General features: G+C 72.2%; 17 protein-coding genes and 1 tRNA gene. 13 read left to right on the forward strand and 5 right to left on the reverse strand.

All coding sequences use genetic code 11. The features are described 5' to 3' along the window. Positions 1-29: 29 nt before the first annotated feature. Complete coding sequence (locus WME90_RS41070; RefSeq protein ID WP_437277551.1) at positions 30-1,319, forward strand: phytoene desaturase family protein; 1,290 nt, start codon at positions 30-32, stop codon at positions 1,317-1,319. A 19-nt stretch (positions 1,320-1,338) separates the two neighbouring features. Next, positions 1,339-2,325 (forward strand): sigma-70 family RNA polymerase sigma factor, encoded by a 987-nt coding sequence (locus WME90_RS41075; protein ID WP_437277552.1) that lies wholly within the window; start codon positions 1,339-1,341, stop codon positions 2,323-2,325. A 163-nt stretch (positions 2,326-2,488) separates the two neighbouring features. On the opposite strand, the gene WME90_RS41080 is transcribed toward WME90_RS41075, so the two are convergent. Beyond that, the gene (locus WME90_RS41080; protein ID WP_437277553.1) at positions 2,489-2,821 is read right to left on the reverse strand and encodes a polyhydroxyalkanoic acid system family protein; all 333 of its coding nucleotides are present in this window, start codon (positions 2,819-2,821) and stop codon (positions 2,489-2,491) included. A gap of 392 nt (positions 2,822-3,213) precedes the next feature. Between WME90_RS41080 and rseP the strand changes: the two genes are divergently transcribed. Together rseP and WME90_RS41090 are read left to right on the forward strand one after the other, a co-directional pair. After that, positions 3,214-4,884: an RIP metalloprotease RseP gene (gene rseP, locus WME90_RS41085; protein WP_437277554.1), complete on the forward strand. Its 1,671-nt coding sequence runs from the start codon at positions 3,214-3,216 to the stop codon at positions 4,882-4,884. Next, positions 4,877-6,358 (forward strand): RsmB/NOP family class I SAM-dependent RNA methyltransferase, encoded by a 1,482-nt coding sequence (locus WME90_RS41090; protein WP_437277555.1) that lies wholly within the window; start codon positions 4,877-4,879, stop codon positions 6,356-6,358. Before rseP ends, WME90_RS41090 begins: the two co-directional genes overlap by 8 nt. 58 nt (positions 6,359-6,416) lie before the next feature. Here WME90_RS41090 and WME90_RS41095 read toward each other — a convergent pair whose 3' ends face one another. Next, positions 6,417-6,590: a hypothetical protein gene (locus WME90_RS41095; protein WP_437277556.1), complete on the reverse strand. Its 174-nt coding sequence runs from the start codon at positions 6,588-6,590 to the stop codon at positions 6,417-6,419. 489 nt (positions 6,591-7,079) lie between these two features. Here WME90_RS41095 and WME90_RS41100 point away from each other — a divergent pair, with 489 nt between their 5' ends. Continuing rightward, positions 7,080-8,615, forward strand: coding sequence for a serine/threonine-protein kinase (locus WME90_RS41100; protein WP_437277557.1), 1,536 nt, complete (start codon positions 7,080-7,082; stop codon positions 8,613-8,615). A gap of 320 nt (positions 8,616-8,935) precedes the next feature. Here the strand turns inward: WME90_RS41100 and WME90_RS41105 are convergent, their stop codons facing one another. Then, positions 8,936-9,880 carry a PEGA domain-containing protein gene (locus WME90_RS41105; protein WP_437277558.1) on the reverse strand — a complete coding sequence of 315 codons (945 nt, stop codon included), beginning with the start codon at positions 9,878-9,880 and terminating at the stop codon, positions 8,936-8,938. A gap of 226 nt (positions 9,881-10,106) precedes the next feature. Here WME90_RS41105 and WME90_RS41110 point away from each other — a divergent pair, with 226 nt between their 5' ends. The 7 genes from WME90_RS41110 (at position 10,107) to WME90_RS41140 (ending at position 18,743) form a co-directional block, all read left to right on the forward strand. After that, positions 10,107-12,947, forward strand: a complete 2,841-nt coding sequence (locus tag WME90_RS41110) for a hypothetical protein (protein WP_437277559.1) — start codon at positions 10,107-10,109, stop codon at positions 12,945-12,947. 752 nt (positions 12,948-13,699) lie between these two features. Continuing rightward, complete coding sequence (locus WME90_RS41115; protein WP_437277560.1) at positions 13,700-14,005, forward strand: hypothetical protein; 306 nt, start codon at positions 13,700-13,702, stop codon at positions 14,003-14,005. Beyond that, positions 14,002-15,366, forward strand: coding sequence for a hypothetical protein (locus tag WME90_RS41120; RefSeq protein WP_437277561.1), 1,365 nt, complete (start codon positions 14,002-14,004; stop codon positions 15,364-15,366). The genes WME90_RS41115 and WME90_RS41120 overlap by 4 nt, the downstream gene beginning before the upstream one ends. A gap of 385 nt (positions 15,367-15,751) precedes the next feature. Further along, positions 15,752-17,158, forward strand: coding sequence for a hypothetical protein (locus WME90_RS41125; protein ID WP_437277562.1), 1,407 nt, complete (start codon positions 15,752-15,754; stop codon positions 17,156-17,158). Between the two features lie 39 nt (positions 17,159-17,197). Next, positions 17,198-17,271: transfer RNA gene (locus WME90_RS41130), tRNA-Gln, on the forward strand. Positions 17,272-17,667: 396 nt separating this feature from the next. After that, positions 17,668-18,249 carry a sigma-70 family RNA polymerase sigma factor gene (locus WME90_RS41135; protein ID WP_437283726.1) on the forward strand — a complete coding sequence of 194 codons (582 nt, stop codon included), beginning with the start codon at positions 17,668-17,670 and terminating at the stop codon, positions 18,247-18,249. Beyond that, on the forward strand, positions 18,246-18,743 hold the full coding sequence (locus tag WME90_RS41140) for a hypothetical protein (RefSeq protein WP_437277563.1): 498 nt from the start codon (positions 18,246-18,248) through the stop codon (positions 18,741-18,743). The genes WME90_RS41135 and WME90_RS41140 overlap by 4 nt, the downstream gene beginning before the upstream one ends. Before the next feature lie 96 nt (positions 18,744-18,839). Here the strand turns inward: WME90_RS41140 and WME90_RS41145 are convergent, their stop codons facing one another. Continuing rightward, on the reverse strand, positions 18,840-19,613 hold the full coding sequence (locus WME90_RS41145; protein ID WP_437277564.1) for a Stp1/IreP family PP2C-type Ser/Thr phosphatase: 774 nt from the start codon (positions 19,611-19,613) through the stop codon (positions 18,840-18,842). 173 nt (positions 19,614-19,786) lie between these two features. Next, the gene (locus tag WME90_RS41150) at positions 19,787-20,986 is read right to left on the reverse strand and encodes a S1C family serine protease (protein WP_437277565.1); all 1,200 of its coding nucleotides are present in this window, start codon (positions 20,984-20,986) and stop codon (positions 19,787-19,789) included. Between the two features lie 263 nt (positions 20,987-21,249). Here WME90_RS41150 and WME90_RS41155 point away from each other — a divergent pair, with 263 nt between their 5' ends. After that, positions 21,250-21,846 carry an RNA polymerase sigma factor gene (locus WME90_RS41155; RefSeq protein WP_437277566.1) on the forward strand — a complete coding sequence of 199 codons (597 nt, stop codon included), beginning with the start codon at positions 21,250-21,252 and terminating at the stop codon, positions 21,844-21,846. Positions 21,847-21,851: the final 5 nt, after the last annotated feature.

Here is a 21,851-nt window from a genome sequence, read left to right on the forward strand (position 1 = left end):
CGTGATACCGCCAGGAAAGGGCACAAGTAATGAAGACCACAAAAGACGTGGTGGTGATCGGCGGCGGGCTCGCTGGGCTCGCGGCGGCGGCGTACCTGGGTCGGGCGGGCCGGTCGGTCGCCCTCGTCGAGAAGGCGCACGCGCCGGGCGGCCGCGCCTCCACGCAGGAGAGCCACGGCTTCTCGCTGAACCTAGGCGCCCACGCGCTCTACCGCGGCGGCGCGGCGCTCGAGGTGCTCCGCGAGCTCGGCGTCCGGTACACCGGCGCGACGCCGCCCACGTCGGGCGGGCTCGCCCTCGACCGCGGCGCCCTGCACACCCTGCCTTCCGGCGCCCTGTCGCTCCTCACGACGGGCCTCCTCCCCCTCGCCGCGAAGATCGAGATGGGCCGCGTCTTCGGCGGCCTCGCCGCGGCGAACCCCGCGCCGCTCGCGTCGGTCCCGGTCTCGACCTGGCTCCGCGACGCCTTCCGCGCGCCCGAGGTGCGCCGCCTCGTCGGCACGCTCGTCCGGCTGTCGACCTACTGCGCCGACGACGATCGCCAGAGCGCCGGCGCGGCGCTCGCCCAGGTACAGCACGCCCTGGGCCACGGCGTGCTCTACCTCGACGGCGGCTGGAAGACGCTCGTCGAGGGCCTGCGCGACGCCGCCGTGGCAGCGGGCGTGGAGATCCTCACCGGCGTGCGGGCGACGCAGATCGCGGCCGAGGGCGGCGCCGTCTCCGCCGTGGAGCTCGCGAACGGCGACCGCCTCGGCGCCGGCGCCGTGCTCGTCGCCGCGAGCCCGCGCGCCGCGGCCGCGCTCGCGCCCGCGAGCACGGCGCTCGCGGCGCACGCCGAGCGCGCCGTCCCGATCCGCGCCGCGTGCCTCGACGTCGCCCTGTCGAGGCTCCCTCGCCCGCGCCCGCTCTTCGTGCTCGGCGTCGACCGCCCGCTCTACCTGTCGGTCCACTCGGGCGCCGCGCGCCTCGCGCCCGGCGGCGGCGCCGTGATCCACACCGCCCAGTACAGCCCCGAGCTCGCGGGCCGCGACGCCGAGCGCGAGCTCGAGGATCTGCTCGACCGCGTGCAGCCCGGCTACCGCGACGCGCTCGTCGAGCGCCGCTTCCTGCCCTCGCTCGTCGTCTCCAACGCCGTGGTCCCGGCGGAGGGCGGCGGCTACGCGGCGCGCCCCGGCGTCCGCGTCCCGGATCTCGACGGGCTCTTCCTCGCGGGCGACTGGGTCGGGCCGACGGGCATGCTCGCCGACGCGAGCTTCGCCAGCGCGCGGGACGCCGCGGGGGCCATCCTCTCGCGCCGCGCCCTCGACCGCGCGGCGTGACGGGGCTACCCGACGCTCCATGAGCAGCTCCACGGCCTCGCATCCTTCCTGCCCGCGCGCGGGGCTCGCCGCCGCGGGCTTCGCCGCCGCGAGCTACCGCGAGCACGAGCGCTTCCTCTGGGCCCTCTCCTACCGGCTCACCGGCAGCGCTGCCGACGCGGACGACATCGTGCAGGAGACGTTCGTCCGCGCGCTGGAGCGCCCGCCCGCTCGCACCGGAGAGCCCGTCCGCCCGTGGCTCGCGCGCGTCGCGCTGAACCTCGGCCGCGACGCGCTCCGGCGCCGCAAGCGCCTCGCCTACGACGGGCCGTGGCTCCCCTCGCCGATCGAGACGGAGCCCGAGCCCCCGTCGTTCGAGATCCCCGGCCGAGACGGCACCGAGGGCCGCTACGACCTCCTCGAGAGCGCGTCCTTCGCGTTCCTCATCGCGCTCGAGGCGCTCACCCCGCAGCAGCGCGCCGTGCTCCTCCTCCGCGACGTCTTCGACTACTCGGTCCAGGAGACCGCCGCCGCGCTCGACCTGTCGGAGGCCAGCGTGAAGACGACGCACCACCGCGCCCGCCGCGCCCTCGAGCCGTACGATCGCGAGCGCTGCCGCCCCTCGCCCGAGCTCGTCGAGCGGTCGGGCGCGGCGCTCGTGCGCTTCCTGCAGACGCTGGCGACGCAGGACGTCGCCGCCGTCGAGGCGCTCCTTAGCGAGGAAGTCCGGGTCATCAACGACGCGAACGGCGAGTTCAAGGCGGCGCGCCGGATCGTCGTCGGCCCGAACCGGGTCGCGCGGTTCTACGTCGGCCTGCTGAGGATCGACGACCCCGGAGCGCTCCGCCACGAGCTGCGCCTCATCAACGGCCTCCCGGCGGTCGTCATCGAGCGCAGGACCACCGTGGAGAAGCTGGCGCCGCGGTTCGTCATGCGCTGCGACATCGACGCGAGCGGCCGCATCACGGCGCTCCACAGCGTGCTGGCATCACACAAGCTGACGGCCGTGAGGGCGCTCGCTCCGTGAGCACGACAACAAGGCCGGCAGGGCGCGCGGTGAGACAGCCCCCTGCCGGCCGAGCACTGGAGTGAGTCGTGTCGCGGGGCGTACTTCGGCCGGCGAAGTAGATACTGTTGCAGCAACATAGCGCCGGCCGGCGCGCATGTCCATAGCGGAACAGTCCGCCCGCTCAGGTGGCTTTGCCGCCTCCCTGTGCCCGTTCGCGCTTCGCCTGTTCGATGAAGTGACGAACCTCTTTATCGATCGCGCCGATCGCTACCCCCTTGAAGGGGCGCATCAGGAGGGGCACGTCGAGGTCCACGTCCACGGCGCCGGGCCGGAGCTCCATGCTGCCTTTCAGCTTCACGCCCTTCACGGAGAAGCCGAGCTCGGCGCGCCGCTCGTCGCGCCACACGAGGAAAGGCTCGTACTCGGCGTACCGCTCTCGGTATTGCGCGATCGCGCGTTCGGTCGCCAGCTTCGCCTCGCTGTCGCTCAGATCGTGCTCAATCGTGTGCTTCATGATGGGACCTCGCAGTTCGTATCAGGGCACATCGCGAGAATCGGCCAGGGGGACCGTCCGCCGTGAGGCGCCGCTCGCGGGCGCGGCGCCCGGCCGAGTTCCATCGGTGAGATATCACGGATGCGCCGAGCCTGCGGGCTTCTGGCGGGCGCGAGCCCGGGCTTCGCGCGCCCGCGCTCTGTGACATTTCGCCACGCGGCCGAATTGCGGGTGTGTGTGGGCGGCCGACCGGGGCCATCGCCCTGAAGGCGTCTTCACGCCGGAGGACGCCTTTCCACGCGCCGCCCTCATCCGCCAGAGGCTGGCCTCCCCGCGGGAGGGCGTCGTGGCCTTGCGCCCCCTCAGTGGCCAGTGGTCACCGCGCCCGGCCTCGCGTAAAGACAACCGCCGCCGTGGACCTCCTGTATTTCGCGCTGCTCTGCTCCGTGCTCATCTTCGTGCACGAGCTCGGCCACTTCGTGTGCGCGAAGATCTTCGGCGTGAAGGTCCTCACCTTCTCGATCGGCTTCGGCCCCCGGGTGCTGCGGCTGCGGGGCCGCGAGACGGAGTACTGCGTCGCGCTCCTGCCCCTCGGCGGCTTCGTGAAGATGCTCGAGGAGAACCGGCAGGAGGCCGTGCTCCCCGAGGATCGCAAGCGCACCTTCGAGTCCCAGGCGCTCTGGAAGCGCGTGATCATCGTCATGGCCGGCCCGGCGATGAACGTGCTCTTCCCGGTGCTGCTCTACTTCGCCGTCTTCATCGGGGAGACGCGCTTCGTCCCGCCGACGGTCGGCGTCGTCCTGCCGGGGCACCCGGCCGAGGGCCGGCTGGTCCCGGGCGATCGCATCCTCGAGGTGGACGGCGAGCGCGTCAGCACCTTCGCCGAGCTCCACCGGATCGTCACGAAGAGCCCCAACCAGGAGCTCCGCCTCAAGGTGTTCCGCAACAAGGAGCACGTCGAGGTCACGGTCGTCCCGGAGGAGAAGGTCGTCCAGAAGCCGCTCGAGATCGTGGATCGGGTGGGCGAGATCGGCATCCGGCCGAGCCGCCCCGCCGCGGTGGTGGGCGTCTCGCGGCCCGACTCGCCCGCGTTCCGGGCCGGGCTGCGCACGTTCGACGTCGTGACGGAGGTGCGCGGCACGCCCGTGAAGACGTTCGCCGACCTGGAGCTCGCGCTCGAGGAGAGCCGCGGCGCGACGGTGCCGGTCACGTACCTGCGGCCGGTCACGGTGCCGCGCGCGCTCGGCGGGCTGGCCGAGCTCGCCGTCTACGAGTCGGGCGTCGCCGCGCTGACGCCGGAGAGCGGCCACGGCGACCTGCTCGCGCGGACCGGCATCGAGCCGGCCGACCTCTACGTCGCCGAGGTGCCCGAGGGCTCGGCCGAGTGGGACGCCGAGCTCCGGCCGGGCGATCGCATCACGGAGGTCGACGGGGTCGAGGTCACCGCCTGGTCGACCTTCGTCGAGCGGCTGTTCGCGGCGCCGGACCGGTCCCACGTCATCACGTGGCAGCGCTCGGGCCAGCGCAAGAGCGGCACCATCGAGCTCCGCCGCGAGGACTGGATCGACGAGTACGGCCAGCACCGCCCGCGCTTCTACCTGCGCGCGTCGAACTGGTCGCCGATGGTGGCCGCGCCCTACGTCGACAGCCCGTCGGCCTTCCAGTTCGCCCTGGAGAGCGCCGTCGACGAGACGTACGACGTCATCCGGTTCATCGTGGTCGGCATCGTCCGCATCATGGAGGGCAAGGTCAGCATCTCCACGCTGGGCGGCCCCATCACGGTGTACGACGTGATCGGCGAGGAGGGCGCGAAGGGCGTCAGCTACTTCGTCTGGGCGATGGCGGTCATCTCGATCAACCTCGGGCTCATCAACCTCCTGCCCATCCCGGTGCTCGACGGCGGCCACCTCCTCTTCTTCACGTTCGAGGCCGTGCTGCGGCGCCCGCTGCCGCTGCGCGTCCGCGAGATCGCGAGCCTGGTCGGGCTCGTGGTGCTCATCGGCCTGATGGGCATCGCCTTCAAGAACGACGTCGAGCGCCGCTGGGACGTGATCCAGGGGCAATTCAAGGAGCTCGTTGGCTGACCGGGGCAAAGAGGACGGGCGCGACGGGGGCCGCGGCGCCCCGCGCCCGCCGCACGCGACCGAGAGCGCGCCGCGCGCGGTCGCGGCGCGCGTGCTCGCGCGGGTGTGGGGCTCGGAGGCGTTCGCCTCGGCGGCCCTCGACGCCGAGCTGCGCCGCGCGCCGGCGCTCGACCCGCGGGACGCGGGCCTCGCGACGGAGCTCGTCTACGGCGTCCTGCGCGCGCAGGCGGCGCTCGAGGCGCGCATCGCCGAGTTCGCCGCGAAGAGCCGCTGGACGACCGACCCGCTGGTGCGCGCGCACGTGCTGATGGGCGCGTACTCGCTCTGCTTCCTCGATCGCGTCCCCTCGTTCGCGGCCGTCTCGGAGGCCGTGGACGGCGCCCAGGCGGCCGGCGGACCGCGCGTCGGCGCGTTCGCGAACGCCGTGCTGCGCAGGCTCGCGGCGGCCGTGGAGTCCGGCGGTCGCCCGCCGCTCGCGAGCGCGGTGGTCGCCTCCGCGCCGGGGTGGCTGCGGGGCGCCCTGCGCCGCTCGCTCGGCCGAGCTGCGGCCGAGGCGTTCCTGTCGGCCGGCCCGGTGCCGCCGCCGACCGGCCTCTGCCTCGCCCCCGGCGAGGACCGCGGCGCGTGGCTCGACGCGCTGCGGGCCGCCGCGCCCTCTGCGTCCTTCGAGGCCGGGCGCGTCTCACCGACGGCGATCGTCGCGCGGGGTGCGGGCGATCTCCGGCGGCTCCCCGGCTTCGGCGCCGCGTGGATCGGCCAGGAGGAGGGGGCGCAGGCGCTCGCCTTCGCGCTCGGCGCGCGGCCAGGCGAGGCCGTGCTCGACGCCTGCTCCGGCCGGGGCAACAAGTCGTGGCTCCTGTCGCGCGCGGTGCTGCCCGGCGGCGCGGTGGACGCGGCGGATCTGTACCCCGCGAAGCTCTCGCAGCTGCGCGCGGCGCTGGGCGCGCCTCCGGCGAGCGCGGAGGGCGCCGGCGCGCAGGTCGGCGATGCGCAGGCCGGCGCGCGTGACGGGGTCGGGCGAGCTGCCGCGTACGTCCGCGAGACCTACGCCGTCGACTGGACGGTGGGCGCGGGCGACGTCCCCGAGGGCTACGACCGGGTGCTCGTCGACGCCCCTTGCTCCGGGGTGGGCACGCTGCGGCGGCGCCCCGAAATCGCGCTCCGGCGCGAGGCGGACGACCTCCCGCGCCTGGCCGACCTCCAGGTCGCGATCGCGCGCCGCGCCGCCACGCGCGCCCGGGATGGCGGCCGGCTCGTGTTCGCGGTGTGCAGCGTGCTGCGCGAGGAGTGCGAGGCCGTGGCGGCGCGGCTCGCGGCCCCGGCGGACGACGACCTCGGCGTCCGGCTGGAGCCGGCGCCGTTCGACGCGGAGCTCGCTCGGGAGCTCGCGGGCGGCGGCGACGCGTTCCGGCTGCTGCCGCACGTCCACGGCACGGACGGGTATTTCGCGGCGATGTTCGTCGTGCGCCGCTGACGGCGCGCTCGCGCGTGGCGAAGCGGGCCCTCACCGCTGATTGAACGACCGGCGCTCGTCAGGGCAGGAGCCCGCTCGGCGCGCTCTTGATTGCGCCGCGCACCGTCAAATCGGCGGTGAGGACCCATTTCGCCAGCGGAGGACGATCGCCCTCGATAGCGGGGCGGCTTGTCGCGTTGGCATCCACGGCGACATCGAAACGCTCAATCGAAGCGCTCATGTCCTCGCGCAAAAGGCGGGAGCCATCCTTCGATCACGACCATTGATCTTCCCATGGCGGCGGCGACGGTCGCTCGACGCCCTGCCCATGCCCGCGCGATCCAGGAGCTCAGATAGATACAGTAAGCCCAGATACGTACAGTAAATGGCACGAGACGCCGGTGCCGGAGGCCGAAGGTCGCCGCTCATCGACGTCCCACCGCGCATGGAATCAGGTGGATTGCAGAATGGGCGTGACGTCGACCCATGCGTACAAAGAGGCTGTACGATGGTGGGTGGATAGGAGGCGCTTGACTTTCGGACAGCGTTTGGCCTTCCTAACGACGTTTTGGTGGCAGCTTCCCGCCTGCGAAGCGCCGCCGGCCGTAGGTGGATGTAAGGAGGTGGGGCTATTGGTGCGATAACGTCAATTTGTCTCCGCGGTGTTTCTTATCGCTAGGCATTCGCTTGGTGTCGCCGCACACTCGTACAGTCGGGCAACTTATCAAGCCTTCCGAGTAGCGTGAATCCTGCACCGAACGTCCTACCCACCACCCCGGCCGATCTCGGGCCCGGGTCCGTGTTGGGTCGTTACGAGCTGCTGCTGCCGATCGCAGCAGGCGGCATGGCCATGGTGTGGGCGGCACGGCTGAAGGGAACGCGCGGCTTCCAGAAGATCGTCGCCCTGAAGACGATGCTGCCGACGCTGTCCGAGGACGACCAGTTCGAGCGCATGTTCCTCTCGGAGGCGTCGCTCGCGTCCCAGATCCGCCACCCCAACGCCGTCGAGATCCTCGATCTCGGCGAGCAGGACGGCGTGCTGTTCCTGGCGATGGAGTGGATCGACGGCGTTCCGCTCAACCAGGTGATGAAGACCGCGAAGAAGCGGAACGGCATGCCGATCCCGATCGCCGTGCGCATCGTGGCCCAGGCCTGCGCCGGCCTGCACGCCGCGCACGAGCTCAAGGACAAGAACGGCAAGCTCGTCGGCCTGGTGCACCGCGACATCTCCCCGCAGAACATCCTGGTCACGTACGACGGCCTGGCCAAGGTGGTGGACTTCGGCGTGGCCAAGGCCACCGCGCTCAACGACAGCACGACGCAGGCCGGCCAGCTCAAGGGCAAGGTGAGCTACATGGCGCCGGAGCAGGTGCGCGGCGAGGCGATCGATCGGCGCGTCGACGTGTTCGCGATGGGCATCGTGCTCTACGCGCTCACCACCGGCAAACACCCGTTCCGCAGGGAAGCGGAGGGCGCGACGCTGTTCGCCATCTCGTCACCGGACCCGGTGCTGGCGCCGCACGAGTTCATGGAAGACTACCCGGCGTCGCTCGAGGCCGTGCTGCTGCGCGCGCTCGAAAAAGAGCGCGACCAGCGCTACGCCACGGCCAACGAGCTGCAGCGAGCGCTCGACAAGGCGCTGCCGCCCAGCCAGCGAGCCACCGACGAGGACGTCGCCAATTTCGTCCGCGAGCTGCTCGAGGAGCAGCACCGGCAAACGCGCGCGGCCCTCGCCGAAGCGCTGGAGCGCGCCGAGCGCAATCAGCTGAGCAGCAACCTCGGCATCTCCGACGTGACCGGCACGAGTCACTCGGCGGTGAGCACCTTCAGGACCGTCAACCTCCGCGGCGCGATCCCGGGCGAGGCCGGAAAGAGCACGCCCGACGACGAGATCCCGCCGTTCGCGCGCTCCAAGAGCCGCGCGCTGCCCACCGTCGTGATCCTCGGTCTCCTCGCCGGCGGCGTGCTCGCCGCGCTGCGGCTCCAGAGCGCCGACCCACCGGCCCCTCTTCCTTCCGTCGCCGCGCCCGCCGCCCCGGCGCCCGCGCCTCCCCAGGGGGAGGCGCCCCCTGCGAACGGGCTCAGCGGGCCCACGGGCGAGCCCCCTGCCCCCGTCTCGGCCAGCGCAGCGCCGGCGCCCGCGCCGGCTCCGCCCCCGGTGTCACCCGCGAGCCAGGCGCCCCGCCGCCAGAACAAGCCCGCCGAGCAGGTAAAGCCGCCGAGCCCGACGCCAAAGGCCGCGCCGCCCAAGTCGTGGAAGCACGATCCGGGGTTCTAACGCGGCAAACACATCGTGAAGAGAGCGCTGACGCCCTGGACCTCAGGGCTGCCTCATCGTCGATGTTTCATAGCGGGGTGCAGATTCGGGCGGCGGTCAATTTTGCCCGAGAAGATCACGGGGAGACAGGGAGCTTTACTAGGGGTTTTCTCCCCGTCTCCCTGTCTCCCCGTTCAAATTTGACCAGTACCCAGATTCGTGGGGTACGGGCTCAGCCGCTGGGCAGGCGAGTGGAGCGTACCGAAGTACGCCGCAGCGAGCTTCACTCTGCGGATGAGCCCGTAGCGCACGAAGATGCGCCCCGCTGTGGCTCGACTCCCTCAGAACGTCCCTGAGACGCTCGCGCCTATCTCGGAGCCGCCCGCGACGGGCACGAGCTCGAGCGAGGTCTTCTCGGGCTCTTTTGGCTTCTTCCTCTGAAGGAGCAAGATCGCGGTCGCCGTGCCGACCGCGGCGACGCCGACGCCGAGCGCGACCTGCGCCCCGTAGTGATAGAACTTGAGGTCGTCGTAGCGCGACTGCATCGAGGGCGGGCACGACTTGCCGCCCTGGCCGCAGGCGTCCTCCAGATCCTGGAGCGCTCCCTGGCGGAGCCCGAACAGCACCCCGGAGCCGATCAGGCTCACGGCGCCGACGCCCCCGATGACGTACGGCACCACCTTGGACGGCGGCTTCTCGGGCTGCAAGGCGCCCGCCTTGATCAGCAGCTCTTGCGGCAACGCTTCGAGCGTCACCTCGACGCGCGTCACCCCCTCCGCCTTCAGCTCCACCGTTTGTTGGAACGGCTTGTAATTGGGAGCCTTGGCGGTGAGCGCGTGGGGCCCGGGATCGAGCGGCACCTCGACGCCGATCGACGTGCCGCCGAGGGCGATGCCGTCGAGCGCGATGGCCGCGGAGGCCGCCCCTTTGCCACGTACGATGACGAGCTTCGGGATCCGGGCACGCAGCCGGCCGATCGACTGCTCGACCTCGGCCCGAAACTCGGGCCCCACGGCGTCGGCCTCCGCGAGCGCCAGCTCGTAGCCACCGAGCGCGGCCACGAGCCGCCCCAGATTCTCCTCGCACACGGCGATGTGGAAGCGGACCTGCGGCGTCATCCGCACCTGGCCGACTTCGCGGAACCGCTGCAGGGCCGCGGCCCAGTTACCAGCTTGCTCGAGCTCGGTCGCCTGCTGAAACTGCGCGCGAGCTCGCGTGAGCTCGTCGGGCTCCTGGGCGAGCGCGGGCGCCTCGAGCAGCAGCAGCACCGCTGCGACGCGGAACATTCGTGGAAAATTCCTCATGCGGCGCTCACCCAAGTGACTGGCCGCCATAGTGGCTTGCCGCCTCCGCTCCTGTCAATGCGGCGGCGCGACGCCGCGCCGCGTCGTGGTCGGAGGTGCGAGCGTGCCGGCGGAGCTCCGCGCGCCCCCCGCGCGCCCCGTACGAATCCCGGCGCTGTCTCGATTTGTGGCCGCGAAATGCGCCTGCGAATGATACTTTTGTCGTTGGATGTCGACCCCTAGCTTTCTGCGTTGTTTCGCGCTGCTGCGCGCGTTCTCGGCCGCCGCGCTGACGGCGGGGCTCTTCGCCGCTTCGTGTAGCGTGCCGGACTTCGAGTTCCCGGGCGACCCCGGCCCGCCGGCGCACTGTACGGACGAGACGCAGTCCGACGGCGAGACGGGCCCGAACTGCGGCGGCGAGTGCGACCCATGCCCGCTCGGCTCCGGCTGCGCCGCGAGCCGCGACTGCGCCGAGGGCGAGTGCATCGACGGCGTCTGCCAGGAAGCGGGTTGCATGAACAACGCCCGCGACGGCTCGGAGTCGGACGTCGATTGCGGCGGCAGCTGCGACAAGAAGTGCACGACCGGCCAAGACTGCAACCGGGCCGGCGACTGCGAGAGCGGCGTGTGCCAGGAGGGCCAATGCGTCGCGCCGACGTGCACCGACGGCGTGCCCAACGGCACCGAGAGCGACGTGGACTGCGGCGCCAGCTGCGGCGGCTGCCAGGACGGCAAGAAGTGCCGCTCGAGCAGCGACTGCCTCAGCAATGATTGCATCGACGGGGCGTGCGGCCCTACCTGCTCGGACGGCTATGCCAACTGCGATCGCCAGGCCGGGGGTGAGTGCGAGGTGAACCTGCGCACCGACGTGGACAACTGCGGCAACTGCGGCCTGAAGTGCGCGCTGCCGAACGCGACGGCCGAGTGCCAGGGCGGCGCCTGCAAGGTCAAGGAGTGCGAAGCGCCTTACGCCGACTGCGACGGCGATCCCGAAAACGGCTGCGAGGTGAACACCTCGACCGACTCGAGCCACTGCGGCGGGTGCGACGAGCTGTGTCCGGCCGCGAACGGCGACGCCTATTGCGAGAAGTCGGAGTGCAAGGTCGAGTGCGACGAGGGCTTCACCGACTGCAACGGCCGGGTCGACGACGGCTGCGAGAGGGCGATCAACCGCGACGTGCTGAACTGCGGCGAGTGCGGCCACGAGTGCGTGCCCACGGCGGGCGGCAGGCCCTGGTGCCGCGACGGCGTATGCGGCGAGACGGTTTGCCCGGCCGGCAGGGGCGACTGCAACGGCGACCCCGAGGACGGCTGCGAGGTGGATCTGACCGCTGATCCGGAGAATTGCGGCACGTGCGGCGGCCTGTGCACGGTCGCCAACGGCACCGGCAAATGCACGGCCACCGGCTGCGCCATCGGCCGCTGCGAGCCGGGCTTTGCCGACTGCGGCGGCGGCTACGCCGACGGTTGCGAGACCAACACCGAGACGAGCCTCAGCCACTGCGGCGGCTGCGGCGAGACCTGCACCATCGCCGGCGGCGCCCCCAAGTGCGAGGGCGGCGACTGCAAGGTGAAGACCTGCAACAGCGGGATGGGCGACTGCGACGGCGATCCGGACAACGGCTGCGAAACGAACGTCAACGTCAACCAGACCCACTGCGGCGCCTGCGCGGCCGCCGGCGGCGTCAACTGCAACACCATCTACGCGAACGCCACCGCGACCTGCCAGAACAGCGCCTGCAGCTTCGCCGGCTGCAAGGCGGACTACGGGAACTGCAACAGCTCGCTGACCGACGGCTGCGAGGCCAACATCAAGACCGACGAGGGGAACTGCGGCACCTGCGGCACCCAGTGCAGCACCATCCACACGACCAGCAGCCAGTGCCTCGACGGCACCTGCAACCCGGTGTGCACGACCGCGCAGTACGACGACTGCGGGGTACCGAAGAACGGCTGCAACATCGACCTGTGGGACGACGAGAACAACTGCCTCGGCTGCAACCTCGTGTGCCAGAGCGGGGCCAGCGCCCACGTCACCAGCAATCAATGCAGCTCGTCGGGCTGCACCCCGGTGTGCAGCGGCCTGTGGCGCAACTGCGACGGCAACGGCATGAACGGCTGCGAGAAGGACGTCTCCGGCGACGTCAACGCCTGCGGCGGCTGCAACACCCAGTGCCTCCAGGCGCACGCGAGCGCCACCGGCTGCACGGCCGGCACCTGCGTGCCCACCTGCGACACGGGCTGGAAGGCTTGCGGCGACCCCAGCGCCGGCTGCACGACCCAGCTCGGCACCGCCAGCAACTGCGGCGACTGCGGCCACGCGTGCTCGGGGACGAGGTCCATCTGCTCGAACGGCAACTGCGTCGTCTCGCCGAACATCGTCGTCGTCAACTCGGGCACGATCGGCACCTTGAGCACCATCGGGAATTCGGCGTCCATCATCAACGTGACCCACGCCCTGCAGACACCGCGGGACAACGATCGCATGGTCCTCGTCGGGATCGTCGCCTCCGAGAACTCGCTCGTGCCGGTGAGCGTCACCTACGACGGCACGCCGATGACGCTCTTCAACGCACGGCAGGCCGACAACAACTCCGCCGCGCACATCTACTACCTCCTGGACAGCCAGCTTCCGGCCGCCACCGGCAACAAGCCCGTGGTGGTGCAGATGGCGAACGCGAACACCTGGGGCGTGTACTTCGCCAACGTGGTGGAGCTGAAGGCCGTGCACCAGTCGAACCCGTTCGCGAGCGCCAACACGACCGGCATCCACACCAACACGATGGACTGCGGCAACAGCGCCGTGCCCCGAGGGGTGACCACCAACTTCAGCGCGAGCGGCTCGTTCGTGTACACGGTGCTGGCGGCGCGCAACGGCAACACCGGCGCCACCATGAGCCCCACCGCGGCGACCTCCACCATGAACCGGCGCCTGACCGATCCGACTACCATGGTCGCGCTGGCCGGCTATCTCGTGGCCGACTCCAACACCACCATCTCGTGGAACGTGAGCGGCTGCTACAGCACCGCCGGCGTCGGCGTCGCCGTGCGGCGCGCCGGCGGCGGCTGAGCACCTCGAGGCGCTACGCTCCGCGCGTCGGCTCGCGCGGAGCGGCCGGCGGCGAGAGCGGCGCCGCTGAAGAAGAGCATCCGCGAGCAGCACAGCAACGTCGAGGCCGCCTGGGCGCGTCGCTCCTTGCCCCGATGACGGGCTCGCGCGGCGACGTGTGGTGCTGCGACTCCTTGCCCGGCCCGAAGTGGTATTGCCCGACCGGCTTGTGCGGCTCATGGCCGATGCCGTGTCGCCGGCAATACGCCGTCAGCGCTGGATACGAGATCGTCGCTCCGGCAGCAGCGAGCTCTTTGTGCATCGACTGTTGCGGCATGCCGGGTTTCGGCCGTGCGGCGGCGCGGTCGGGCGGGCCGACGCTCGCCCCGCCGACTCGGCCACACCGACGGCGGCAGCGCCGAGATCGCCGACATGCGTTTGGACCTCCGCGACCCGGGGCGAGCGGTCGTGGTCGCTCGACGACTGTTGTCTCCCCGCGGCGGCCCATTGTCTCCCCGCCGCAACCCCTCGTCTCGACACCGTCTTGTCTCGGCAACGGAACCGGCTCTCAAAGCCGCCCCTTTGCCGCTTCCGCGCGCGCTCACGTCCTCGAGACGGCGCGCGCCCTCTCCGGGCCCCGTGCCCGCGCCCGTCTCTGGCCGCGCTTCGAAAGCCGGCCGCCTGGACGGCCGGGCGAGCCCGATCGCCGCCATGCCGCGAGCCCCCCAACCGCTGTACCGTCCCGCGCGCGTGTGAGAGGATCGCTCTCGACCATGAAGAGGATCAAGCTCAAGCTCCACAGCGACGAGTACCACCTCAGCGCCGTCGGCTATCTGTTCGAGGACCCAGCGCCCGCCGCGGATCCGTCGGGAGTGAAGCCGTTCTCGATCCGCAACACGGTCTTCCCCGAGTTCGATCTGGATCCCGGCAACTACGTGTTCCGCTTCAGGGTCAGGAACGGAAGCGGCAAGTTCCAGATCTTCGCCTTCGATCCCAAGACGAATCAGAGCACCCGCGAGGAATACGACACGTCGATCGGCGCCGGCGACCTCACGTTCCGGTTCACGGTGGCGCCGTGAGGGGCGCCCTGCTGCTCCGGCGCGCCGCAGCGCTGCTCTCGCTCACGCTCGCCGCGCCCGCGCTCGCCCAGGGCGCGGGGCAGCCGTCGGCTCCCGTGCCGCCGGGCGTAGCGCCCCCGGCGCCCGTCCCGCCGGCTGCCACCGCCCCCGGCGCCCCCACGCCGGCCAGCGCCCCCACGGCGCCGGTCCCGCCCGCCGCTGCCCCGAGCGCGCCCGCCGCTGCCCCGAGCGCGCCCGCCGCTGCCCCGAGCGCGCCCGCTGCGCCGGGTGCCGGCGTGGCCGTGGCGCCCGCGCAGCCGGGCCGCGCCATTGCGCCGGTCGCTCCGGCCGCGTCGAGCGCTCCCATCGCGCCGCTTGCGCCTGCCGAGGGCGCGGCCATCGCGCCGGCCGCCACGGGCCGCGAGCTCGTCTACCTCGTTCCGGCCGAGGTCACGGGCAGCTCCGCGGGCGCGGCGGTCGCGCGGGTCGGCTTCGGCGTGCTGGCCGGGTTCGGCGAGGCGACGGATCCGACGGCGTGGGATGTGAGCGCCGTGATCGAGGCCGAGGTGGCGTCCGAGGACGGGCTGTCCACGCTGATCGGCCTCTCCCACGCCAGCGACTCCGCCCAGACGCCCACCGGCACCCTGCGCCTGTCCGCCTCGTTCGCGCACCTCGACTTCGAGGGAGAGGGCAGCTCGGCGTATCCTCCGCTGATCCTCTACGTCGGCGGCGCGGTCGGCCGCACCCGGTTCAGCTACCTGGGCCCGGGCCCCGAGCGGCGCGACCAGAGCCTGCCACCGACGTACGCGCCGCGCGAGCTCACCGCCGTGCCCTGGAGCGTCGGCGCGGCGGCGATCTATGTCGGCCAGGGCGGGAAGAGGCTCGCGCCCACAATCGAAGGGCAGATCGCGTTCGACTCGCGCTGGACCGCGTCGACGGACACGCTCGAGTGGTGCGAGCCCGCGGGCGACGTCGTCAGCGGCGTGGATCCGATCACCCAGTCCACCGCCTTCGTCCCTGCGACGCGCTGCAGGCGCGAGGTGCTCGGCGCGCCGGTGCAGAGCCAGGAGCTCACGATCGCGGCGCACGCCGGGCTCGTCGACAAGGTGGCGAGCGCCACGTTCCGCGCGGCGCTCGGCGCAAAGGTCGCGGTCGCGCTCAATGACGACGCGCCCGCCGACGTCCGCCTCAGCCTGCGCGCCCCGGTCCACCTGACGCTGGCGCGCGCGCCGGAGGGCACGCAGTACCGCGGGCTCGTCCGGCTGATGCCGGCGCTCAACGTGATCCGTCGCGCGACCGGAGGAACGGACGTCGGCGGCATGCTCGAGATCGCCTTCCTCGGCCAGCGCGCGATGTTCGCCGACAACTACACGGACCTCTGACGTCGGGCTACAGCGGCCGCGCTCCACATCACGGCTGCGCTCCACGCAGCGCTCCACATCACGGCTGCGCTCCACGCAGCGCTCCACATCACGGCTGCGCTCCACGCAGCGCTCCACATCACGGCTGCGCTCCACGCAGCGCTCCACATCACGGCATCACGGCTGCGCTCTACATCACGGCCGCGCTCTCGCCTCGCGCACAGCAGCGGCGCCTCCGCCCCCGCACGCCCTCCGCTCGGAGCGGCGCGCCCGGCCTACCTGCCTGCCCCGCTCGGCACCTTTCTTGGCCCACCGCGCCAGCATCCGCTACCGACGCACGAGAGCAGCGGAGGTGCACCCGGAAGCAGCATCGGGTGGGCCGCCGCGGCTCGCTAGGGAGACAGCGATGGGCCCGAGCGCAGCGTACAAGGTGGAGGGGCTTGGCGACGGCGTGCCGGCGTCGGGTGGCGCGGAGGGGTGCGGGCAGGAGCAGCTGAGCAGCCTCTGCAGCGCCCCCACGATGCCGTTCACGTCGCACGCCGGCGGCGCGGAGGAGGCACCGACGGAGTCGAAGCCCTGGTGCATCGACCGTGGCGACTTTCTCGAGGCGATGAGCACGGTCACGCTCTGGCGCGCGCTGGAGCTGGGGGAGCTCCCCCACAGCACGCGCGTCTGGCGCGAAGGCCTCGAGTGCTGGACGCCCGCCGGCGAGGTCAAGGCGCTCGGCTGGACCATTTCCCAGCCGCCCCCGCGCGACGAGGCGGCCGCCCTCTCCGCCGCAGGCGAGGGCCCTGAGTCCACCGGCCCGCTCAGCTTCGCGTTGACGCCAGACGATCTCAGCGCGGTCGCGCCCCGCTTCCATCAGGGCGCCCCCGCGAAGGCGCGCGACGAGCGCGCCGAGGCCTTCACCCTCGGCCGGTTCCCGCTGGCCGAGGCCGTGCTGCGGCAGGACGTTCCCTCGCAGCCGATCTCCCTCGAGATTCCGTCCTGCTTCCCGGCGACCCCCTCGTCCCCGCCCGACACGCTCCCGAGCGCCGTCGCCCCGAGGCTCGGCGCCGCGAGATCCGGGCCGGCGCGCGGCGCGCGCGACGCGGACCCGACGCCGCGCGCGCGCGTGTCGGGCGCCTGGTCGCGGCTCGCGCGGCGGGCTCGCGCTTCGCGCAACGCCGTCTCGATCGCCGCGGGCAGCGCGGCGATCGTGCTCGTGCTGGGCCTCTCGGTGCTGAGCGCGCTCGCTCCCGAGGGCGCGCCCGCGGCGGCCTCGGTCGCGCTGGCGGCGCGCCCCGGCGTGGCCCAGGGCGTGGCAGCGGCTGCCGCCCAGGTCGTCCTGCCTTCCTCGCAGCTCGCCGCGACCCTTGCCGTCGCGGCCCCCGCGGCGACCCCGGCCTTCGACGGCGCTCCCCCCGAGGCGATCCCGGCGCTTGCGGCGTCCGAGGCCACCCTGGCGCACGACGGCGTGGCGCCCGAGGCGACCCCGGCGCTTGCGGCGCCCGAGGCCACCCTGGCGCGCGACGGCGTGGCGCCCGGGGCGACCTCGACGCCCGGCGGCGCTGCGCCCGAGGCGACCCCGGCGCGCGAGGAAGCGGCCGCGGCCCCGGGCGAGGGCACGGGCGCCTCCGCGCTGCCGCCCTACGGGGCGGAGAAGGCCTTGGCTTCCGGCGCGAAGGCGGCGCCGGTGGGCCGCCGCGAGCGCGGGCAGTTCCGCCTGAGGCGAGGTCGATCCGAGGCAGACGCCACGCGCGGCATCAGCTATCCGGCCCGCAGAGCCGACTCTTGGATCGGGACGGGTGCTATCCTGCGCGACTCGCGCTAAGGTGCGCGCCGCGCGGCGGTCGGCTCCGTCCCGCAGCACTCCGGCGTCGTTCAAGGGCAGGACGGGGGACTTTGAATCCCCTAATCGTGGTTCGAATCCACGCGCCGGAACCATCGAGCCCCCGCGCCCTCTGAGGGGGGTCATGGCGGCCGACCTCCATCGCGCGGGCGGGAGCGCCTCCGGCGAGGTCGCACCGCCTTGCGGGTGCATCCTGCGCCGTCGTCTGCTCGCTATTGTCTGGCGCGGTCGAGCCGGGGTTGTTTACCGTGGTCTCACCGAGGGCTCTGCGCCTGCCGCGCGGCGTGCGCGAGCCCCTGGCTCCTGGAGGACCGGACGGCGTGGCGAGCGATGAAGGGGCCCGCGGACGCGGAGCCCCGACCCATGTAGATGCGGAACGCGGACGCGGAGCCCCGGCCCATGCGGGTGCGGAACGCGGACGCGGCGCTCCGACCGGTGCAGGCGTCGACCCCGAGCCCTCGGCGCCGCTCGAGGCGGGCGAGGCGCAGTTCATCGCGCGGCTCGTCGCGCGTGACGAGAGCGCGTTCAACGAGCTCGTGATCATGTACGAGCGCCGCGTGTTCGCGCTCGTCTTCCGCATGCTCGGCCGGCGTGACGAGGCCGAGGACGTGTCGCAGGAAGTCTTCGTCCAGGTCTTCAAGGCGATCGATCAGTTCCGCGGCGAGTCGAAGCTCTCGACCTGGATCTATCGAATCGCCGTGAATCTCTGCAAAAACCGAACGAAGTACCTCTCGCGGCGGCACGCGGGCGCCCAGGACGACGTGGACGCGATGGCCGAGCGGGTGCCGCTTTCTGCGGCCAAGGGCGTGAGCGTCGGCGACGTGAGCCGCCCTGACGAGCTGGTGGAGGGGATGCAGCTCGAGGCGGTCGTGAAGCGTGCGATCGGGCAGCTCGATCCCGAGTTCCGGGAGGCGCTCATCCTTCGCGACGTCGAGGACATGTCTTACGAAGAGATCGCCTCGGTGACGGGTTTGCCGGACGGGACGGTGAAGAGCCGGATCCATCGCGCGCGTGGGCAGCTCCGCGCGCTTGTCGAGAAGATGATGGGCGAGAAGGTGAGAGGCGGGAAATGAGCGGAGCGGACGACCCGAAGCGCGCGGGGCAAGCCGATGAGCCGGCCGCTTCGCCCGCGGAGAGCGGCGGCCGTCCCACGGCGCCCCCCGTGGAGCCCGCGCGCCCCGCCGCCGCGCCCCGACGCGATCAGCCCGACGACGGCGACCTCCCCGAGCACGGCGACTTGCCCGACGACGGCGACCTGCCCGACGACGGCGACCTCCCCGAGCATGGCGACCTGCCCGAGCACGGCGACTTGCCGCTCGTCGACGAGCTCGATTTGCGCGAGCTGGTCCGGGGAGCGATGCGTGCGCCGCCCGTGGCGCCGCCGAGCTTGCTTCGCGGCGTGCAGCGCCGGATCCGGGTGCGCTCGCGTGGGAAGTTCTACGGCGACGGCTGGAGCACCGCGCGTTCGCCGCGCTCGACCTACCTGATGACGAGCCTCTTCATGCTCGCCCTCATCGCCTTCGTCTTCCTGGTCCTGATCCCCTGGAGCGGCGGCGCCCTCCCCTAGTCCGTTCGCCCCTGGTCGACCATTTCGGTGAGGCCCCCGGGGAGGGAGCTCGTCGCGTGATGCGGCGACGGGCAGTTGTCTGAGCGCAAGAGCGGCCTATTGGGTCCAGCGAACGAGGACGCAGGTCACGTTGTCGGGCCCGCCGTTCTCGTTTGCGCGCTCGATCATCTTGGCGGTCGCGACCTGGATATCCTGGTGCTCCGTCAGGATCTGCGTCATCTCCATGTCGCTCACCGGGCCGGAGAGCCCGTCGGAGCAGAGGATGTACGTGTCGTTCAGCTGCGGCACCTCGAAGCGGGTGTCGACCTTGACCGTGTCCTTCATCCCGAGCGCGCGCACGATCACGTTCTTGTGCGGGAAGTTCGCGATCTCCTCGGGCGTGAGCCGCTTCATCTTGATGTAGTCGTTGAGGAGCGAGTGGTCCTCGGTGAGCATCTCGAGCCGGCCCTCGCGGAAGCGGTAGACCCGGCTGTCGCCGACGTGGGCGACGTAGACGCCGTCGTTCGCCGTGAAGATGCCGACGAACGTCGTCCCCATGCCCCGCTTCTTCGCCTCGCGCTGCGCGGTCTCGTAGATCCGCAGGTTGGCGAGCTTGATGCCCGTGATCAGCCGGTTCTCTTCGTAGCCCTTCGACCTGTCCATCTTGTAGGGCCAGGTCCGCTCCGGGTCGTCCTGCGTCTGGGCGAAGAAGTCCTGCATCGCGTCGACAGCCATCTTCGACGCGACCTCGCCCGACGCATGCCCCCCCATTCCATCGGCGACCATGAAGAGGCCGTACTCGACCATGATGCCGAAGTTGTCCTCGTTGTGGTTGCGCTTGCGCCCGACGTTCGTCTCGCCGGCCACTTCGATTCGAAACGTTTGGGACACGGATCACCCGATCGAAGGCCCCGCGCCAGGCGCGAGGCTGAATGAGAACCGCGAGCGCGCCCGTCCGAGCCGCTCGAGCCCGATCCTGGAGGTTCCGTTGACGGAGTGTCAACCGGATCGGGCCCGAGCGCCGAGCTTATAGAATCCGCGCGCAGGCCCGCATCATTTTTTGCTTACTTGCGGTACTCCTCGGTCCCCTTACCGCTCGAGCTCGGCGGCGGGAGCTCGGCCTCGGGCCGCTTCAACGCGGCGGCCGACGGCTCCGGCGCGGCGCGGAGCAGGACCGTGACCTGCCGGTACTTCCCGCGGCTCAGCAACGTGAGCGGGACCTTCTCGCCGACCGCGTGCGTCCGGATCGCGTCGGAGAGCGCCTCGGGGCTGGTGACGGGCACGCCGTCGACGGCGAGGATCATGTCGCTCTCCGCGCGATCGCCGCCCGTCAAGCGGGCCTCGTCCGCGGGGCTCTCGGGGTGCACCACCGTGATCCGGACCCCCTTGGCGACCGGCGCCGCCTCGCTGACGCCCTGGATCCCGAGCCACGCCGCGGGCTGCACCGCCGTCGACGGCACCGCCCGAAGGAACGCCCGGATCGCGCCGATCGGCGCGCCGAAGGCGACCGGCGTGCAAGGCTTGCCCTCGTTCGGGGCGCAGCCGCGGCCGAGGACCGCGACCACGCGGCCGTCCTCGTCGATGATGGGCGCGCCCAGATCGAGCGGCGAGACGCGCGACCCGAGCTCGATCGCGCGGTCGAGCGGCCGGTCGTCGCCGCCGATCAACGTCCGGTGCGATCGGAGCACGATCGCGGTGGCCGCGACCTTGCCGCGCGCCGCCGAAAACGAGCGGATCTGCGCGTCCGGCCGCACCGGATCGCGCGACGAGGCGGTGAGCCCCTCGGCCCACTTGCCGGTCTGCGGCACGAGCAGCGCGAGATCCCACACGCGGTCGTGGTGGCCGAGCTTCACCCGGACGGTGGTCCCGTCGGCGAGGCGCGCCGTGAGGTCGTTGCCCGCGCCGAGCGGCGAGAGCGCCGTCAGCACGCGCCCGTCGCCGGCGAGCACCGCGCCTAGCCCGAGGACCTGCCCGCCGCGCTCGATGACCGCCACGCCGCGCGCGGCGCGCTCTTCCACCGACGGCTCCGCCTTGTCTTTCTCGGCCGGGCCTGCCTTCGGCTCGGCGGCGGCCCCCTTCCTGTCCTTCCCGCCCGCGCTGGTCCGGGTCGGGAGCACCACACGCTTGCCGGCCGGCGGGGCCTCACCTTCTCCCTGAACCTGCGCCTCGCCCGGCGCATCCTGCGCGAGCGCCGCGGGGGTGGCGAGCGCGCCGGCGAGGGACACGGCGAGGGCGAGCGAAAGCGACCGTCTCCATCGCTTCACAGGCGACCTGTCAACGGGATCGCTCGGCGCCGCACCTCGGGGCGCGGTGGCCTTCGCGAAAACAGACGGGCTTGTCTCATTCATAAGCGCGGCTCCTGAGGCGACTGCCGATTCTGCTGCGGCGGGGATCGCATTGCAAAAGGCAAAGGCCGGACCGCCCTGTACTGTGGGATCGGGCACCGGAGTCCGCTGGGGGCGGGGGACGAAAAAAATCCGGTCACGAACTCGGGGGACGGGGGCACATGGCCGGCGATGAGGCAGCGATGGCAGCTGGGTTAGCGCTCGTTGGGTCGGGGGACGACGCGCGGACTGGGACCGACGCGCGGGCCGACGAGGCTCGGGCGATCGAGGGGCTCATCGGGGCAGGCGACTTCCGGGAAGCGCTGTCTCGGTGTGCGAAGGCCTACGCCATGCCGCTGGGCCGGCTGTGCATGGCGTTCACGGGGTCGCAGGCCGAGAGCGAGGAGCTCGTGCAGGAGACGCTGCTCGCGGCGTTCGATGCGTTCCCGCAGTACCGCGCCGAGGGGAGCGTGCGGGCCTGGCTCTTCGGGATCGCGCGGCGCCTGTGCGGGCGGCACACGGAGCTCAGAGCGCGGCGTGAGGCGCGGCTGCGCCTCGTCCACGACACCCGGCCGCGGCCCGACGCGAGCGAGCTCGCGGTGGAGCGCGAGCGGGCCGAGCGCGCCCGCGCCGCGCTCTCGCGGCTCAAGCCGAGCGAGCGCGAGGCGGTGGTGCTGCGCTTCGAGGCAGGCCTCTCCTTCAAGGAGGTGGCCATCGCGTGCGGGATCGACGAGGCGGCGGCGCGGAAGCGGGTGAGCCGCGCGCTTTCGCGGCTCAGGGCCGAGCTGGGCGAGGAGTGAGGGCG

This window comes from Sorangium sp. So ce375, from assembly GCF_051473855.1.
Lineage (GTDB): Bacteria > Myxococcota_A > Polyangia > Polyangiales > Polyangiaceae > Sorangium.

Excerpts from the sequence above, each read along its gene's own strand:
- WME90_RS41070 (WP_437277551.1), top strand. The coding sequence starts at position 30 with ATGAAGACCACAAAAGACGTGGTGGTGATCGGCGGCGGGCTCGCTGGG.
- WME90_RS41115 (WP_437277560.1), top strand. The coding sequence starts at position 13,700 with ATGAAGAGGATCAAGCTCAAGCTCCACAGCGACGAGTACCACCTCAGC.
- WME90_RS41075 (WP_437277552.1), top strand. The coding sequence starts at position 1,339 with ATGAGCAGCTCCACGGCCTCGCATCCTTCCTGCCCGCGCGCGGGGCTC.
- WME90_RS41105 (WP_437277558.1), bottom strand. The coding sequence starts at position 9,880 with ATGTTCCGCGTCGCAGCGGTGCTGCTGCTGCTCGAGGCGCCCGCGCTC.
- WME90_RS41080 (WP_437277553.1), bottom strand. The coding sequence starts at position 2,821 with ATGAAGCACACGATTGAGCACGATCTGAGCGACAGCGAGGCGAAGCTG.
- WME90_RS41125 (WP_437277562.1), top strand. The coding sequence starts at position 15,752 with ATGGGCCCGAGCGCAGCGTACAAGGTGGAGGGGCTTGGCGACGGCGTG.
- WME90_RS41155 (WP_437277566.1), top strand. The coding sequence starts at position 21,250 with ATGGCAGCTGGGTTAGCGCTCGTTGGGTCGGGGGACGACGCGCGGACT.
- WME90_RS41140 (WP_437277563.1), top strand. The coding sequence starts at position 18,246 with ATGAGCGGAGCGGACGACCCGAAGCGCGCGGGGCAAGCCGATGAGCCG.
- WME90_RS41110 (WP_437277559.1), top strand. The coding sequence starts at position 10,107 with ATGTCGACCCCTAGCTTTCTGCGTTGTTTCGCGCTGCTGCGCGCGTTC.